This window comes from Paenibacillus silvae (genome assembly GCF_014639235.1).
Taxonomy (GTDB): Bacteria; Bacillota; Bacilli; order Paenibacillales; family Paenibacillaceae; genus Paenibacillus; species Paenibacillus silvae.
Genome location: NZ_BMFU01000003.1, coordinates 730452 through 747102 on the forward strand (window position 1 = coordinate 730452; position 16651 = coordinate 747102).

At 49.2% G+C, this 16651-nt stretch carries 13 protein-coding genes; 2 read left to right on the top strand and 11 right to left on the bottom strand.

The genetic code is table 11. The annotated features are described in order from the left end of the window. Positions 1-74 precede the first annotated feature (74 nt). The 4 genes from IEW26_RS14160 to IEW26_RS14175 all read right to left on the bottom strand — a co-directional run bounded on the left by IEW26_RS14160 (position 75) and on the right by IEW26_RS14175 (position 3862). Positions 75-1064, bottom strand: a complete 990-nt coding sequence (locus IEW26_RS14160; RefSeq protein WP_373288471.1) for a TIGR02452 family protein — start codon at positions 1062-1064, stop codon at positions 75-77. Between the two features lies 1 nt (position 1065). Then, on the bottom strand, positions 1066-1542 hold the full coding sequence (ybiA, locus tag IEW26_RS14165; protein WP_188592842.1) for a riboflavin biosynthesis intermediates N-glycosidase: 477 nt from the start codon (positions 1540-1542) through the stop codon (positions 1066-1068). A gap of 2 nt (positions 1543-1544) precedes the next feature. After that, positions 1545-2540, bottom strand: a complete 996-nt coding sequence (locus IEW26_RS14170) for an NUDIX hydrolase (protein ID WP_188592843.1) — start codon at positions 2538-2540, stop codon at positions 1545-1547. A 314-nt stretch (positions 2541-2854) separates the two neighbouring features. Continuing rightward, complete coding sequence (locus IEW26_RS14175; RefSeq protein WP_188592844.1) at positions 2855-3862, bottom strand: helveticin J family class III bacteriocin; 1008 nt, start codon at positions 3860-3862, stop codon at positions 2855-2857. A 199-nt stretch (positions 3863-4061) separates the two neighbouring features. Here IEW26_RS14175 and IEW26_RS14180 point away from each other — a divergent pair, with 199 nt between their 5' ends. Beyond that, complete coding sequence (locus IEW26_RS14180) at positions 4062-5210, top strand: DUF418 domain-containing protein (protein WP_188592845.1); 1149 nt, start codon at positions 4062-4064, stop codon at positions 5208-5210. A 217-nt stretch (positions 5211-5427) separates the two neighbouring features. Here IEW26_RS14180 and IEW26_RS14185 read toward each other — a convergent pair whose 3' ends face one another. From IEW26_RS14185 to IEW26_RS14215, 7 genes are all read right to left on the bottom strand, one after another. Then, complete coding sequence (locus tag IEW26_RS14185) at positions 5428-7008, bottom strand: ATP-binding protein (protein ID WP_229729849.1); 1581 nt, start codon at positions 7006-7008, stop codon at positions 5428-5430. A gap of 316 nt (positions 7009-7324) precedes the next feature. After that, positions 7325-8344, bottom strand: a complete 1020-nt coding sequence (gene mglC, locus IEW26_RS14190; protein WP_188592846.1) for a galactose/methyl galactoside ABC transporter permease MglC — start codon at positions 8342-8344, stop codon at positions 7325-7327. Continuing rightward, on the bottom strand, positions 8341-9864 hold the full coding sequence (locus tag IEW26_RS14195; protein WP_188592847.1) for a sugar ABC transporter ATP-binding protein: 1524 nt from the start codon (positions 9862-9864) through the stop codon (positions 8341-8343). The genes mglC and IEW26_RS14195 overlap by 4 nt, the downstream gene beginning before the upstream one ends. A gap of 75 nt (positions 9865-9939) precedes the next feature. Continuing rightward, positions 9940-11016, bottom strand: a complete 1077-nt coding sequence (locus tag IEW26_RS14200) for a galactose ABC transporter substrate-binding protein (protein ID WP_373288472.1) — start codon at positions 11014-11016, stop codon at positions 9940-9942. Between the two features lie 188 nt (positions 11017-11204). After that, a complete protein-coding gene (locus IEW26_RS14205; RefSeq protein WP_188592848.1) occupies positions 11205-12401 on the bottom strand; it encodes a substrate-binding domain-containing protein in 1197 nt (398 codons plus the stop codon). Then, the gene (locus tag IEW26_RS14210; RefSeq protein ID WP_188592849.1) at positions 12385-14211 is read right to left on the bottom strand and encodes a cache domain-containing sensor histidine kinase; all 1827 of its coding nucleotides are present in this window, start codon (positions 14209-14211) and stop codon (positions 12385-12387) included. The genes IEW26_RS14205 and IEW26_RS14210 overlap by 17 nt, the downstream gene beginning before the upstream one ends. Next, a complete protein-coding gene (locus IEW26_RS14215; RefSeq protein WP_188592850.1) occupies positions 14208-15815 on the bottom strand; it encodes a response regulator in 1608 nt (535 codons plus the stop codon). Before IEW26_RS14215 ends, IEW26_RS14210 begins: the two co-directional genes overlap by 4 nt. A 460-nt stretch (positions 15816-16275) precedes the next feature. On the opposite strand from IEW26_RS14215, the gene IEW26_RS14220 reads away from it, so the two are divergent. Beyond that, on the top strand, positions 16276-16476 hold the full coding sequence (locus IEW26_RS14220; RefSeq protein WP_111270569.1) for a cold-shock protein: 201 nt from the start codon (positions 16276-16278) through the stop codon (positions 16474-16476). Positions 16477-16651: the final 175 nt, after the last annotated feature.

Sequence of the window (16651 nt, forward strand, 5' to 3'; positions counted from 1 at the left end):
AGGGTATCGAAAAAATCTGGGGATAACAGCGATTGGAAGGTTATTCTATCATCGGAGTGGTGTGTGTAAAAAATTTAGTTCAACTTATATAGCATTCGGCGGAACGTCTCCAGCGTTCGTTGTCCTGCGCTCCGGTCAAATACGGCAAAGACGATACGATCAAAATAATCACTATATCGCTCCTCAACCAGTACATCGGCAAAATAAGCTGCCACCTGCGCAGGCTCGTTCCGAAACACACCACAGCCGAAAGCCCCCAGCACAATCGTTCGATGACCTTGGGCAGCCGCAACCTCCAGAATATATCGAATACGCTGCTTCATCACCGCCTGAATCTGCTCATCCGTTGCTTCGTTCCGCTCCTTGACCACACCTGCATTCACCGCTGGTGCGGTAATGAATGAACTGGTATAGTACTGATCGAGCAATCGATCATCGTCATCCCGAATCACAGGCACATGTGGTGAATAGATCATATAATCGGAATAGAGACAAGAGCGCTGCTTGCGATTATACTCATACATCTCGTGCATCTGGGCAATACACGGATACAGCCCGGTTGCACGTGCCAGGCTTTCCTCCTGAGCCTGACTTCCGCCGAGGAATCCGCCGCCCGGATTTTTGGCCGATGCAAAATTCAGACACACAACATCCGTTCTTCCTTCCTCCAGCGTCAGACGGGCGGCTGCCGCCAGTGTCGTTTCTCCTGTTACTTCAATCCGTGCCATCTTTTCTTGAGAGAAAGACTTGGACTCCTGCTGGTTCCCTGATGAGTCAGCTTGCTCTCCTTTGTGCAGCTCTTCCTTCAAAAGAGATAGCCCCGAAGGGCGATAAAGCACGGAGCCCTGAATGGCCTGCTGCATATCTTGCTTGATATGAACGGCACGGTCATATCCATTCACGTACGTACCTTCTTCCAGAATCTCCAACGTCTGATGGGCAATACGCGAGCGTCCGGAACGCGAGTTGACGCCTGTACGGTCTGCTGATGCATTAGATCTATTAGCTCCATTAGCCTTACTATTGTATTGGTTATGTTTATTGTTTTTTTCGTAATAACTCATTTCAAGCATCTCCTATCTCTTCTCTCAGACGTGTCAGAATCTCTCCGAGCCAGTTCGTTCCTCGCCAAGTTGAGCGATTGCGAATACGCGGATTATCTTCGGCAAGTCCCACACCCCATATCCGGTCATCCGGGCTTGCTTCCACAAGTGTTGTACCACGAGTAGCCAGCAAAGCCGCCAGCAGCTCCTCGTTCTGTGTAAATTTTGCCTGATTGCCTTCATAAACAATGCGCTGGCATTCGGCTTCCCATACGGTCTGGTCAAAACCCTTGACCTGTCGGCCCAGCTTTTTTTGCACCGATGCCGAATTCGTGCTCATGATTTGCTCTGCGATCTTCAGATCGCCGAAGAGCAGCGCTTTCTGATGCATCATATATTGCTCCGCACTGGTGTATTGAAGCCCGTTCACGATAAAATCGGCCGGGTGCCACTGGGAGAATGGAGATGCTGTGTGCCAGAAAAACGTAAACTTTTCCATCCTCATATCACCTCCCTTTCGGGATTCAACCGATACAAACGGGATGGCCGATGTCCCGCACTGCTTGCATATTCCCCCGTCTCGATCACCCAATCTGCCATTTTGCGCCGAAAGGCAGCTGCCAGCAGTTTCTTGCCGCTAATGATCTCATACACCTTCTGCAGCGCGGTCAGTGTGAATTTCTCAGGCATCAGATTAAACGCAATATCGGTATATTCAATTTTGGCGCGCAGCCGCTCCAGCGCATAATGAATGATTTTGGCATGGTCAAAAGCAATTCCTTGAGCCTGCAGCAGACTCAGACTGCTGCTGCGTACACGCCCCTGCACCTGCTCCTTCGTCTCTACTATGGCCGACAGCTGCTCGGTTCCGTTGCTCAACATGAGCTGAAGTCTGCACTCTGTCACACGCCCGAGCTCATGGATATGCCGCTTCTCCTCGATCAGCCTCTGCTCCACTCGAAACCAGCTTGCTTCACTGGCATCATCGCCGGCTTCAAGCTCCAGCTCACTGCTGTCCACCAACGCCATGTAAGAGCAGCTGATTACGCGTGTACGCGGGTCACGGCCCACATCCCCCCATGTGTAGAGCTGCTCCAGATAGATGTCATCGAGCCCCGTCTCCGTCTGTAATTCTCGCCGCGCCGCATCCTCCAGTGATTCCTGCATGGATACGAATCCCCCGGGCAATGCCCACTGGCCCAGATAAGGGTGACCTCCCCGGCGAATCAGCAGTAACCCCAGCTCAGGTTCCGCAAGCTTGCGATAGTTCTCTTGTTCTTCACTGCGAATCGTAAATACCAGCATATCGACAGTGACTGAAGGACGTTCATAATCTCCTGCATCATATGTTCTGAGAAATTCCTCTTCGCTTATAGCCGTCAGCTCCTGCTGCAAAGAGCTCAACACAGGTTTGCTCCGATCAAGCTGTTCTGCATGTAGTTCAGCCTGAGCCCCTGTATCACCTGCAGCTCTATTCTCTCTATCTCCACGAGACATGATTATTCCCCCGATCTGTTATTAACATTTTGTTATTAACAACAAGTTATTATCAATGTAGCATATTCGCTATATGCAGGTCAAATCATGTGCAGCTCGTTTTACAGCGTACCTCCAAACGCAGCTCGGACACGCGGCTCCCTGCCTAATAACCAAGGTCATGACCATCAGAACCCCTGCACCACGCAAATATCAAAAAGCCGTCTCCTGGCCCTATAACATACAGAGCAAGCACGACGGCATTTTTTTCTTTCCAGTGAGTTCGTAGAACTTCATAGTGTAGTGTTCAGAGTCCAGCCAGAGGTTGACTCAACTTAAAATATGCTGTCCGGGACATAGTATATTTTCTGCCCGTTCTTTTTGTTTCCAGGGTCTGTGACAATTGTAAAGTAAACATTGCCATTCTTGTTCTGCACACCCTCAATTTCATGCTTTCCGACATTCGTTATTTTTACAAGAGTCTTATACGTGCCTGAGCTCGAAATTTTAGCAATCTGAGGTGTATCTCCTTCAGCTCCGCCGGAAGTAAATATTTGTGTTTTACCTAGCAAGTCCGCGCCCTGAAAAGAACCATTCGGTCTAATAATGCCACTGCCCGACTGCGTGAAACTGGAAACTGCGGCTTTAATGGCAGCAGAGCTGTCCATCCGAACCTGCTTGTTCTGGTCAAGCAGCCTGTTGAGTGCAGCCGTATCATATACGGACCACACCACCTTATCTGTGCTGGATTTTCCGCCCTCCCTCGTTTGAATCCGGAATACGGTATAATTGCTGTTGCCACCGCCATCCACTCGATATGTCGTACCCTGCTTTGAACCCTTTTTGTTCGCGTAGTTCATATAAGTGAAGCGATCCAGATCGGTATAATTCACCGTCTTACCTGCCTGATATTGAAGTCTTGCTACCTGAAGCGACCAGTACTTATTCGTTGTTGGATCTGCTTTGGAGCTAAAATAGAAATAGTTCGCTCCATTGTACGTATACATATCCAGTGTCTGGCAATGACCACTGTTTGTAATCGTCATATGATCCACATATTCTGCATTGCTGCCTTTGATCAGCAGTCTGGAGAGATGACATGTCCCATTTACACGCTGCGTAACGTATACATATTTACTGGCGATATATGCCTTTTGAACAGCTTTATCATACTTGAGCCCTTTAAGATTGTACGCCAGCTTGGCCGAAGCATTGACCGTTTTTCCTGGAGAAGCGGCAAAAGCCGGCGCAACAGACACCAGCAACAGGATGAATGCAAGAAAAGAAGATATTAGTGTTTTCCATTGCATGGCCATAAAGCGGCGAGATTGATGATTAGACATACCATTGCCTCCTTTTTACCTATGTTTTTTGAACATATACGCTCTGATCGGCGGCCTCTGTATTCAAACTACACCTAATAGATAATACCATATTTTCCATATTTATAAACACCGAACTCTAAAATCGTTTACACTGTATTTTTTAATACGACTGTGCTATATTGTTTTTAATTCGTTTGTATTAATTAAGGAGGGCTTCATGAAACGTATTGTCTTACTGGATATTCTTCGAGGTTTCGCCATTGTTGGAACATTAGGAACAAACATCTGGATTTTTGCTTATCTGGGTGATCTGAATCTGGTATTTGGCAATGCACTTGAGCCGTGGTGGAGTTCAGGGGATCGCTTGCTGCAGACCATCATGCTTATACTGGTGAACGGAAAATTTCTAGGCATGCTTACGCTGTTATTTGGTGCTGGCATGGAATTGAAACGTCAAAAAGCGGCTCGCGACGGGTATACCTGGCCTGGCGTTTATATCTGGTCATGCGCACTGCTGCTGCTGGATGGTCTGCTTCATTACCTGTTCGTGATGGAGTATGATGTGCTGATGAGCTACGCTGTCACAGGTATGATTGTTTCTCTGATCATTCATCGTTCCCGCCGTTTTATGCTGATAATGATGGGAATCGCGGGTAGCATCCACGTGATTGGTGTTACAGGAATTACAGCCCTGCTGGCACTTGAGCCCGGTTCTACCTTTAACGGAATGGATATGATTACCCGGTTATATGCCTCTGGTACGTGGCAGGAACAAGTGATGTTCCGGCTGAGCAATTTCGGATTTTTCCGGGCCGAGTCCATCGCGATTATTCCTTTGAATGTCTTTCTATTCCTGCTCGGATCACTGCTTATGCGGACAGGTGTATTCTCCAGCGATGAGCCCGGGCGTCTCAAACGCCGTAAACTGATGATCATCGGACTTGAAGCGGGTATTCCTCTGAATCTGCTGCTGCTTGTGCCAGGCGGCATGATGGACATCTGGGTACGTTACATCAGTGCCCCCGTGCTCACGCTCGGTTATGTCGGAATCATAGCTATGATCATGGAAAAGGAAAAAATCCCTGGAATGCTGCGTCGATTCGGGGAGATTGGCAGAATGGCGCTGAGCTGTTACATTTTACAGAACATCATTGCCTCTGTACTCTTCTATGGATGGGGCTTCGGACTTGGCGGACGGCCGTCCTCTCTCTTCATTTTGTTGATGTGGCTTGGCATCTGTCTGATGTTAATGCTCTTCTCGCACTTCTGGCTGCGAAAATATAAGCTAGGTCCGGTAGAATGGCTATGGCGCAAGCTGTCCATCTCGCCCGCACCCGGAAGCAAGTCACAGGAAACCTCAATATAAATAACCTTCATGCCAAAAAAGGCTGTCCCACACCATAATGATTGATCTTGATCAACGACCGATGGATGTGAGACAGCCCTTCTTGATTGAAATTGAATAACGAACCCAGCAAGCTATACTCCCTCCTTTGTGCGCTGGTCTTACTATTTACTATAAACGGTTTGCTGTTTCTGTCTGTTGGTACAGTTCGAGGCACAAGTCTGTTTCCTCTCTCCCGCTATTCATTCGATTCAACAGGCAAGCACAATGTAAATGTTGATCCTGTACCAAGCTCACTCTGTACGGTAATTTTACCGTTATGATCCTGAACTATTTTTTGACAAAGCGCAAGCCCCAGACCCGTGCCCTCCTCTTTGGTTGTAAAAAACGGATTAAAAATAGAAGAAAGCGAACTTTCAGGAATTCCGCTGCCTGTATCAGATACAGTGATAAGTACCTTATCCCCTTCCTTCAGCATATCCATATGTACCTCTCCAGGGTCCGACATTGCTTCAAACGCATTACGAATCAGATTAATCAGAACCTGCACAATTTTATCCCGGTCCATGTTCACGTACACCGATTCATCCTTCATATCAAGGATAATTCGATGCCCTCTCGAGGCTGCGTCCGATTCAGTCAGCGACATCACACGTTCCAGACACTGTGCCAGCTTCTCCGGCTTCATATGATTGACTTGCGGCTTGGAAAATTGTAAAAATTCGCCCGTCAAATCGGTAACTCTCGTCACCTCACTCATAATCACTTCATACCACGGTGCAATATTAAAGGCTTGTCCACGGGACAACTGCAGAAACCCTCTGATCGCAGTAAGTGGATTACGAATCTCATGAGCCATGCCAGCAGCCAATTCACCTACCGCCCGCAGTCTTTCGGAGCGAAATATCTCCTCTTCATTTTTGATCCACTGGCTGCGCTGCTGCTGTAACAGCTGGTCCTCGGCAGTGGTCATGAATTGCTGTAATGTCTGTGACAAACTCGGATAACGCGAGATGCTATAACCTACTTGCAGTCCCTGAAGCTCATTGGCCAACAAACAGGATATCCTTTCCTCAATATGCTGTATTTGCGGCAGCACGATGGCAAATCGGTCACCTGCATACCGCGAGATGCCGTAGGCTTCCGGAAACTGGCTTGTAATCATATTGCCTGTACCCGTGATGACCGAGCACCACGGGTCTTCCGAGGCTTTTTTGTATCCGCTGAAATTATGTACATTCAAAAGCACTAACAGGAAAGATCCCTTTTCCTCCATCGTCTTATGAAGTACCTCCATATAACCTTCATAGTTCAACAATCCCGTGAGAGGATCATGGAGAGTAAGAAACTGATTCTTTTCCCGAAGCTTGCGTTTTTCCGCTTCACTATTCATCAACGTATGATATATAACAACAATGACAACGGAGGTCAGCAGATCAAATATAGATACCAGTAAACTGTACGCATCCATCACCGAAACGTAAGAAAGTCGGATCACGGTGTACTGCAGCATAAGGAGCACAGAGATCGGCAGTGTTTGGTTGAGCTTCTGTTTGTTCTGAATCATGGAGAGGATAAGCATATAATAGAGCAGGTTACACCAGTTCAATTGACTGAAATAATGAAATGCACCAAGGATTAGCCATTGTATCACTCGTAATACCGGATAACGCCGCTCTCCCCATATGCTCGCCACTAGCAATATACCTGTAACCAGCATCAGGATCGGATGAGATGTTTGTCCCAATATATATGAGGATATAATGACAAGCAGACAACCTAATGGGAATATTACCATCTTCATTGTGTAACTTAGCAAATAGCCTCGCCCCCTTAGACAAAAGTCACACTAACAACAACATATCCACAAATATTATATCGATTATGATTAGCTGATGTTGTCGATTATTGGAAGCTAACAAAATTCGCAAGGATGTATAATTTCTCAAAACAATAGGGCATATGAAGTAATTGTAATATAAAAAAGTGTATGATTACGCATCTCAAAATCAGTATATATACATAACCATGAAATGCATAACCAAATGATCAAAGCCAGCTCTCTGAGTCTGAGGGCTGGCTTCTTTGCTGCTTTTCACTATAGATTATGCTGATGATCAGATGAGAACATGCTTTTATTTCTTGGCCATATACTTGCGAATGTCGAATGCAACGGCAGCTACAATGATCAGACCTTTGATGATCAACTGCCAGTATGGGCTGACACCAATAAAGGTGAGGCCGTAGTTAATGACACCAAAGATCAGCACGCCGGCCATAACACCCGGTACGGTTCCGATTCCTCCGGCTGTCGAGACCCCGCCAACCACACACGCAGCAATGGCATCCAATTCGTACATGTTACCATAGTTATTCGTAGCTCCACCGGTACGAGCTGCTTCCAGCACACCGCCCAGTCCATAAAGTGCACCCGCAATCGCATACAGTGCAATCAGATTGCGAGCGACATGAATACCGGATACGTGGGCTGCCTGAATATTTCCACCGATTGCATACATATTTTTACCCAGACGAATTTTGTTGAAAACAACCCAGCAGATAAGTGCAACGCCGATTGCAATCAGCACGATATAAGGGATCGAATACCCTCCGCCCAGATCAATAAATCCAGAGCCTATCGTTGTAAAATCCGGTCTAAGCCCTCCAATCGGCTGTGACTGATTAGGCTCGGTATCGAAATAGATCGAGTTTAACCCGTACACCGCAACCATCGTACCCAGTGTGGCAATGAAAGGCGGGACATGCAGTTTGGCTACGATAATGCCATTGACCAACCCGACAAGCAGACCTGCCACAATGCCAATGATGATGGGCAACCCCACCCACAGCTGCGGCAGATCAGGGAAAAATCGGTTGGCATAGGTATCGATCTGCAGCATGGATGCCGATACAACCGCCGTCAAACCAACAACACGCCCGGCTGACAGATCGACGCCTCCCGTCACGAGAATGAAGGCTGCACCCAGCGCAATAATGGCCCGGGTTGAGGACTGCTGTAAAATGTCCCGCAGGGTGGAAAAGGCGAGAAAGTTCGGATCGGCAAACGCGATTCCGATCACAAGCAGGATCAGCACGATAAAAATCGCACGCTGGGCTACATATTGCTTCACTTGATTAACTAGAGTTGTATTCATCCGTGATCCTCCTGACCAGCCATCCGCTGTTGGGCGGCCAGCCTCATAATATGCTGCTCCGTGGCCTCGGCTCCGTCCACAATACCGGTAAGACGTCCTTCGCTCATCACCATGATGCGGTCTGACATGCCCAGCAATTCAGGCATCTCCGAGCTGATCATGATAATGCTTTTACCTTGACGAGCCAGCTCGGTAATGATCGTATAGATTTCGAATTTGGCTCCAACGTCAATTCCGCGTGTCGGCTCATCCAGCAGCAAAATTTCCGGGTCCGTTAACAGCCAGCGAGCCAGCAGCACCTTCTGCTGATTTCCACCTGAAAGGTTTCGAATCAAAGTGTTAACCGAAGGCGTTTTGGTCCTGAACTTCTGCGTCTGCTGCTTCGCCTCTTCACGTCCTTTCTTCTCATCCAGCAATCCCAAACGATTCTGATAGCGACCAAGGCTGGCAATAATCGTATTTTCATAGACGGATAACACCGGGAAAATACCGGTTACCCGCCGCTCTTCAGTCAGGAGCGCAATGTTGTGCCGTTTCGCTGCGGCGGGCGAATTAATTTTCACCTTTCGTCCGTGAATGGATATCGTACCGGAAGCAAGTCCGCGCAGGCCAAATAACGATTCCATCAGTTCCGTACGCTGCGCTCCCACCAGACCGCTAATGCCTAACACTTCGCCTTTACGCAAATTAAACGACACATCCCGAAATGAATTGGGCTGATTCGATGTCAATCCTTCTGCCTGGAGAATGACTTCACCGGGTACATTAAGCCGTTCCGGGAAGCGTTCACTCAGATCCCGCCCCACCATTCGGGTAATGATCAGGTCGGTGGTCAGATCAGCGGCATCCCAGGTTCCTACGACACATCCATCCCGCATGATCGTTACTTCATCCGATATCGTTAAAATTTCCTCCATCTTGTGTGAAATATAGATGATCGACACACCACGGCTGCGCAGTTCATTAATAATGGTAAACAGCTGCTCCACTTCCTTGCCTGTCAGGGAAGAAGTGGGTTCATCCATGACAATGACTTTGGAATGAAACGATACGGCTTTGGCGATTTCCATAGATTGAATTTTGGATACAGACAACGTTCCGGCTAATGCCCTGGGCTCAATATCCAGATTCAAGTCCTGAAACAGCGCCTTTGTATCGGCATACATGCGCTTCTCATCAATCAGCAGACCCTTCATCGGGAAACGTCCCAGCCATATGTTCTCCATCACCGGACGGTACGGAACCGGATTCAGCTCCTGATGAATCATGGAGATGCCTTTCTCCAAAGCAACCCTGGAATTTGGAATGTCTACAGGCGTTCCTTCAATATGGATCGTGCCTGCATCGGGACGGTACATCCCGAACAAACATTTCATCAAGGTTGATTTACCCGCTCCATTCTCGCCCATCAGCGCATGAACGGTTCCCGGCTTCACCTTCAGTGTCACTTCGCTGAGTGCCTGCACACCGGGAAAAGCTTTCGAAATTCCGTTCATCTCCAGCAGATAAGGTGACTGCATTTCATATCCTCCCCTTTCATCTGACCGGTCAAAAAAGGACGCTGCCCAAATGACATACGTCCCTCTCAGCTGCTATTATTGGGCGTCGGCAATGTTGTCTTTCGTAATTTTTTTGTAAGCAATCCAGACATATTTTCCGTCCGTAATATCAAATTTCGTATTTTCCTTGGTTGGTGTCTCACCCTTAGCCAGAACAGCTGCCAGAGCTACCGTTGCCGCCCCCTGGTTTTTCGCATCATTCAGCACAGTGCCCAGCATCGTGCCATCCTGCAGTGCCTGAATTGCCGGAGCTGTAGCATCTACACCTACGACCGGCATCGTTTTGCCATCCTTGAAGTATCCGGCTGCTTTCAACGCTTCAATCGCACCGAGTGCCATATCATCATTGTTAGCCAGCACGGCTTCGATTTTGTCCCCATGGGAGGCGAGGAATGCCTGCATCTTCTCCTGCCCTTTTACCCGATCCCACATGGCTGTATCCTCGGCAAGGGCCTCCACTTCGATGCCTGCATCCTGAATCGCCTGAACGGAATATTTGGTGCGCAGCTCGGCATCCTGGTGACCCGGCTCACCCTTCAGCATTACGTACTGCAGCTTGCCATCCCCGTTCTTGTCAGCCTCGGGATGAGCTTTCCAATAATCCACAATCAGCTGACCGGAGATCGTGCCGGACTCTTCGGCTTTGGCACCGACATAATACACTTTATCCCACTTGTTCATATCTTCCGCCACAGGTTCACGGTTGAGGAAAACAACTGGAATATTGGCCGCTTTGGCCTTGTCTATAATGACACCCGCTGCGGTCCGGTCTACCGGGTTCACCGCCATGGCATTGTATTTCTTGGACACGAACAGATCCACTTTCTCATTCTGGGTCGGCTGTGCATTCTGGCTGTCTACAATATCAAGAGTAGCCACGCCCTCCGCCGCCGCAGTCATCGCGTTCCGTACGCCCGTCATGAACGTATCATCGAATTTGTAGATGGCAACCCCGATCTTCGGATTTTCAGTCTGGGCCCCGGCTTCTGTCTGGCTTCCGTTGTCTGTTCCTGCGTTTCCGTTTCCACCAGCACCGCTTCCCCCGTTGCCACATCCTGCTGCCACTGCCATGCATACCGTCAGCAGCAGCGTCATCCACGTTTTTTTCATCATTCTGATGACCTCCCCCAAGTTCATTCGGCTTTACCGATGTCTCTATTATGAAAGGGTTTACATTAAATTCGAATACAATATCTTCATCTGTTTTATCGAAATCCTCCTCAATTTATCTGTTCTATATACATATCTAAATTGAACGAAAAATTTTACACAAGCCACTCCGACGACAGAATGTATGAGTTCTATTGTACAAAAGGAAATAACAGCTTCTGGTTATCCATCCAGAACATATTGTCTGTACTTACCACCTTGGTTTCAAGCACCACTCGCCTCTGAACCGGCCTATGCTCCAGCTTGGCAAGCGCCTGATTGATTCCCAGATATCCTGCGCTGTAGCCGTTCTGTACAATCAATCGTTGAAATACCCCCTCCTGCAGCTGCTCCAGCTGCTGCTGCTCACTGCCAAATCCGACGATGCTGACCTTTCGCCCTTCAGCCCTGCGCCGATTCAGTTCATCGGCGGCACCGAGCGAAGCCTGCTCCTGAAGAGCGACCACTCCCGTTACCTCGGGCTGATCCAGTTGCTGTTTGACTGCTTGCCAGCAGTCCTCTCTATTGTTACAGACCGATTTCGGTTTAATCTCAATCGCTGGATAAGACGTTAACGCTTCCCGAATGCCCTGCTCCCGGTTGACCAGTCCGGCGCTTGTCGGGTCCGGACCAACCAAAGCAATCTGCCCTCGCCCTTGCAGCAATTCGGCCATGGCTTGCCCCGCCTGACGTCCTGCTTCAAGATTATCCATTGAGATCACACTGGTGATGCCTTTGACAGGAAATTCATCGTTTAACACAATGACCGGCACGATCCCTCCATCCGTGCCAGACAGCTCTGCCTCCCGAACAATATCGCCAAGAGCCTGTTCGCTCAGCGGATCGACCAGTATGGCCGCAGCCCCCTGTTCCAACGCCAGGGCAGCGGCCTGAACCTGAGCCTGTTCACGCTCACTGCGGGTCAGGTCCCGCCCAGCCGCAGCTGCAGTGTTAGCGAACGGTGGACCAATAGTGAAGTCTGCGTTCGAGGAGGTGTGTGAAGGGTTATCCACCGGATACGCTTCAACGGTGATCAGCTGTGCGCTGCGCTCTTTGGCGGCTGCTTCAGCTCCCAGGCGGATCGCCTCCGCAAGTTCTCCTGCGCCTGCAGGAGTGATCAATGCGATCCGCGGCGGTAAAGCGGGTTCATCGGCTTCCGCCATGCCGCAGGCAGCACATATGAACAGGCAGCAAGCTGCGGCTGCCTGAAGCAACGCTCTTAATGGCCTGATTTCCGGGGATACCGGCAGAGTTGCCTGGCTTTTTTTTGCCATATCACGAAGTGCTCTCCTGCTTGGTCTGCCGTATTTACTGTTGCATTTATCACGGTATTTACTGCTGCCCTTCATTCGCCCCGTCCTCCTTCTGCGCTTGTTGAAACGGAATCCGAATCCACACGCTCGTGCCTTCCTCCAGCTCGCTGGCATAGTTCAGACCATACCCATCCCCATAATAAAGCCGGATGCGATCATGTACATTGCGTACTGCTACACCTGAGCCTGCCCCGCTTTTTACTACTGCACGACCACTGAGGAGCGCCGCCATCTGTTCCTCCGACATGCCTACCCCGTTATCCGTAATGCAGAACACCACATCCTGCTCATCACGCTGCACATCAATCTCAATGCTCCCCTCGTCCATGTGGTACTCAATGCCATGTACAATCGCATTTTCGATCAATGGCTGCAGAATCAGCTTCAGTGTAAGGCCGTCAAGCACCTGCTCATCCGCATGAATCGTGAAGGTGAACTTGTGTTTGAATCGCATCTGCTGAATCGTCAGATAGTGGCGCGCATGCTCCAGCTCCTCCCTGACGGAAATAATGGTTTTGCCCTGACTGAGACTGATGCGGAACAACCGGGACAGGGAGGTAATCATCGTGATGACTTCGTCATTGCGGCTCATGCCAACCATACGGACCACAGAATTCAGGGTGTTGTAGAGAAAATGCGGATTAATCTGAGCCTGAAGCGCCTCCAGCTCCAGACGGCGTTTTTGCTCCTGTTCATGGATGATCTCATCCATAAGCGTGCGAATTTTGTTCACCATCAGATTGAACCTGCGCGACAAGCGCTCGACTTCAAGCGGTCCCGTAGTTGGCAACACCACGTTGAAATCTCCACGCTCCACCGCCTTCATCTTGCGTTCCATACGCCGAATCGGACGGGTCAGACTGGACGAGAGCAGCATGGACACCACAATGACCAGCACCAGCACCACCACCAGTACACGAATCAGATATCCGTTCACTTCCTGACGAGTCGTCATGATCTCATCGAGATAAGCTACGCCAACGATCTTCCAGCCAATATTGGCTACCGACTTCACGGTGTTCAGTCTCTTCTGTCCTTCAGCCTCATCCTCGTAGCTGCCTGCTGCGACCAGAGCTTGCTCGATATTTTCCTTTTTCAGCCCCATATACATGAGCTGCTGCTGCGGATGGTACACGATATTGCCTGCACTCTCGTCGATAATGTAGACGTATCCCCGCTGTCCCAGACTGACCCGGCTGCTGATTTCATCCATTTGTTTAAAATTAATATCCACCAGCAGGATCACCTGCCGCTCCTGGCCATTCTGCTTAACCGTCATGCCCTTGCTCATCGAGACGACCCATTGATAAGGTCCTGCATACATATTCTGAATGTGCGGCAACGAGAAGCTCAGGTGATTGGGCACACGAAGCGCTGACTGAAACCAGCCCTGCTGGGTCACATGTGCGCTCCGCTTCAATGCGGCAGCAGGTCTGTTCTTGAGCAGTTCTCCGTTCGCGTCGAGCAGCGTAATCGAAATGATATCCTCCCGGCTGCTGAGCAGCGTATCGAGCTGTTTATCCACCTGATCCCCTTCCCATGTCCCGTCCCGAAGCATATGCTCCTCGATGGCACGATAGAGATGGGACATACTCCGCACGTAATCCTCCAGGTTATAACTGACCTGATCGACAATCTGCCTGGTGGAGAGCTCTGCACTGCGTTCCGCGGCCTGTGTGAATTTGTCATGCAGCAGCACCGCCATAATGGTGAGCACCAGTACGATGAAAACAGAGAAGGACCACGTAATAATGGAACGAATGCTGCTGACCCTGGATGACCGCAAATATTTCCGAAGCTTGTGTGCGATAGATTTGCTTGGGCCCGTGAACGCTCTCCAGTTCATCGAAGGGTGCCTTCCGGTGCTGCTGCCTCCGCCTGTCTGCGATATTCTTTGGGCGAGACCCCGACATGCTTTTTAAAACAAAAGCTGAAATAGTTCGGCTCGGCAAAGCCCACCCGCTCGGCAATCTGAAACGACTTCAGCTCCGTGGAGCGCAGTAGCTCCCTCGCCTCATCCATGCGAATCTGCATCAAAAACTGGAGGAAGGTGAGCTGCACTTCTTTTTTGAAAATGCTGCAAAAATACCCGGAGCTGATATGCAAATGTGCACATACCTTCTGAATGGACAGCTCAGGATCGGCATAATGCTGCTTCGTAAATGCAAGCGCCTGCTCCACAATATCCTTATAGACATGCTGACGACCGCTGGAAATGCGCTCTTGAACAAGCAGACAGACCTCCCGCACCTTCTGCTGTGCTTCAGACAGTCCCGGCAGTCGGAACAGCTCCGTATACAGCTGAAATCCGGCACCGAATATGTCCTCCATCTCTTCACCTGAAGCCTGTGCCGCTTTCCAGACGGTCGTTAATACTTCAATTAGATACAGCTGAATATCACTGCGCCCATGCTCTACCGTAATTTCCCGGAAAATGATCTGCAGTCCCTGCTCCAGCTCTGCCTGCGTACCTGCCTTCAGACAGCGGGTTAACGTCTGCTGCTTCAGTTCATCAAAGCGCAGCTTACCCTCCGTCTGACGTTCCACATCCGCAATATAGATCAACGAGTCTGTTCCAGGTACGAGCCGATAATCCAGCGCCAGCAGGGCATCTTCATAGGCATGCTTCACTGCGGGCAACGTGTCTGCAAGACGACTGGACCCGATCGTTGCGGGTACACGCAAATAGTGATGAATGCTGCGCACAACCTTCTCCAGTGCCTGCTGCTGCAGCTTCTCTCCCTCGGCCCCGCCGAGGCGGTCTATGTAGAGCAGCACCACCGTCTCCTGATGCAAGAAGGCATATCCTGCCTGATGATCATCCCAGATTTCAGCGGCAATGTTCAGGGCGGCAAACAGCTTCAGCTCTGCATCTTCGGACGGATGCAGGGTCAGGATGGACACACCGTATCGCTCACCCTCCAGCTCAAGCCCGCACTGACTTGCACGGTTTAAAATGTACTGTGCGGATTTCTGACGATGCAGCAGAGTCGCGATCAGCTCGGCTTGTAATAAGGGCAAGCTTGTACGATAGTGCTCGCGCAGTTGCTGTACATTTTCACGTTCTGCAATCTCAGCTGCCATCTGGGCACACAATCGGGTGAGCAGCTCCGTAAGGTGTTTCGCCGAGAAGGGTTTCAGCAGATATTCATCCACGCTAAGCGAGACGGCCTGGCGGGCATAATCAAATTCATCATATCCCGTCAAAATAACGACCTTCATCAGCGGATTCCGTTCCCTCAATCTTCGTGCCAGTTCCAGACCATCCATAAAAGGCATGCTGATATCCGTAATCACGATATCCGGCTCCACCCGTTCAGCCATCTCCAGCGCCTCACGACCATTCTCTGCTAGGCCAACGATGCGCAGATCCATAGCCTCCCAGTCCACTTCCACAACCAATCCTTCACGCACATCCTGCTCATCGTCTACGAGAAGCACCCGGTACATGCTTGTTTCCTCCTTTTATCCAGCCACCGCTGTCCATGAAATACTATACCAACACCCTGCGGATGATTCGCTGGTGTCTTCTCCTTCATTGATTCACACCCTTAAAAAATGAACAATATCTCTCAGCGAAGAAAATGTACTGACTTCCCTTCAAGCAAGGTTTCCAACATAATATACAATAAAAAACTTTTTATGTAATCGCTTTCTTTTTTCGAGTGTTCATCTATGCTTCTATTGACTCTTTGCATGCCACCCCACAAGGGGAACTGCCCTCTCTGTAGGCTGTTGCTAGAAAAATGATTCAAAAATTGACTTATATTGGTACACGTGTTATGATCATATAGGTCGATACATTAGCGGACATTACGTTTGCGGTTTAACCACCGGATGAGCATTAATCAGAATTGAATGCAGCTCATGCCAATGATCGTACAAAACTTATTATTTTTGGAGGAATCACATGCAAACAGGTACAGTAAAATGGTTCAACGCAGACAAAGGATTTGGCTTTATCGAAACTGAAGAAGGAACAGACGTATTCGTTCACTTCAGCGCCATTCAAGGTGAAGGTTACAAAACGTTGGACGAAGGTCAACGTGTCGAGTTTGAAGTAACTCAAGGTAACCGTGGACCGCAAGCGGAGAACGTTACTAAACTGTAATTGATACGGGGGCTGCCTCTGGCAGCTCTTTATTTATGCCCACATTTGAAGGTTATTCTGTACAGAAAAAACCTGAAAAAGCGGAGCGTTCGCCTTACTGTGTAAAATCTTTAGTTCAACTTATATAGTCTAACTTGGCTTAACTTATATCCATCACAGAAATGAGGTTTTTATT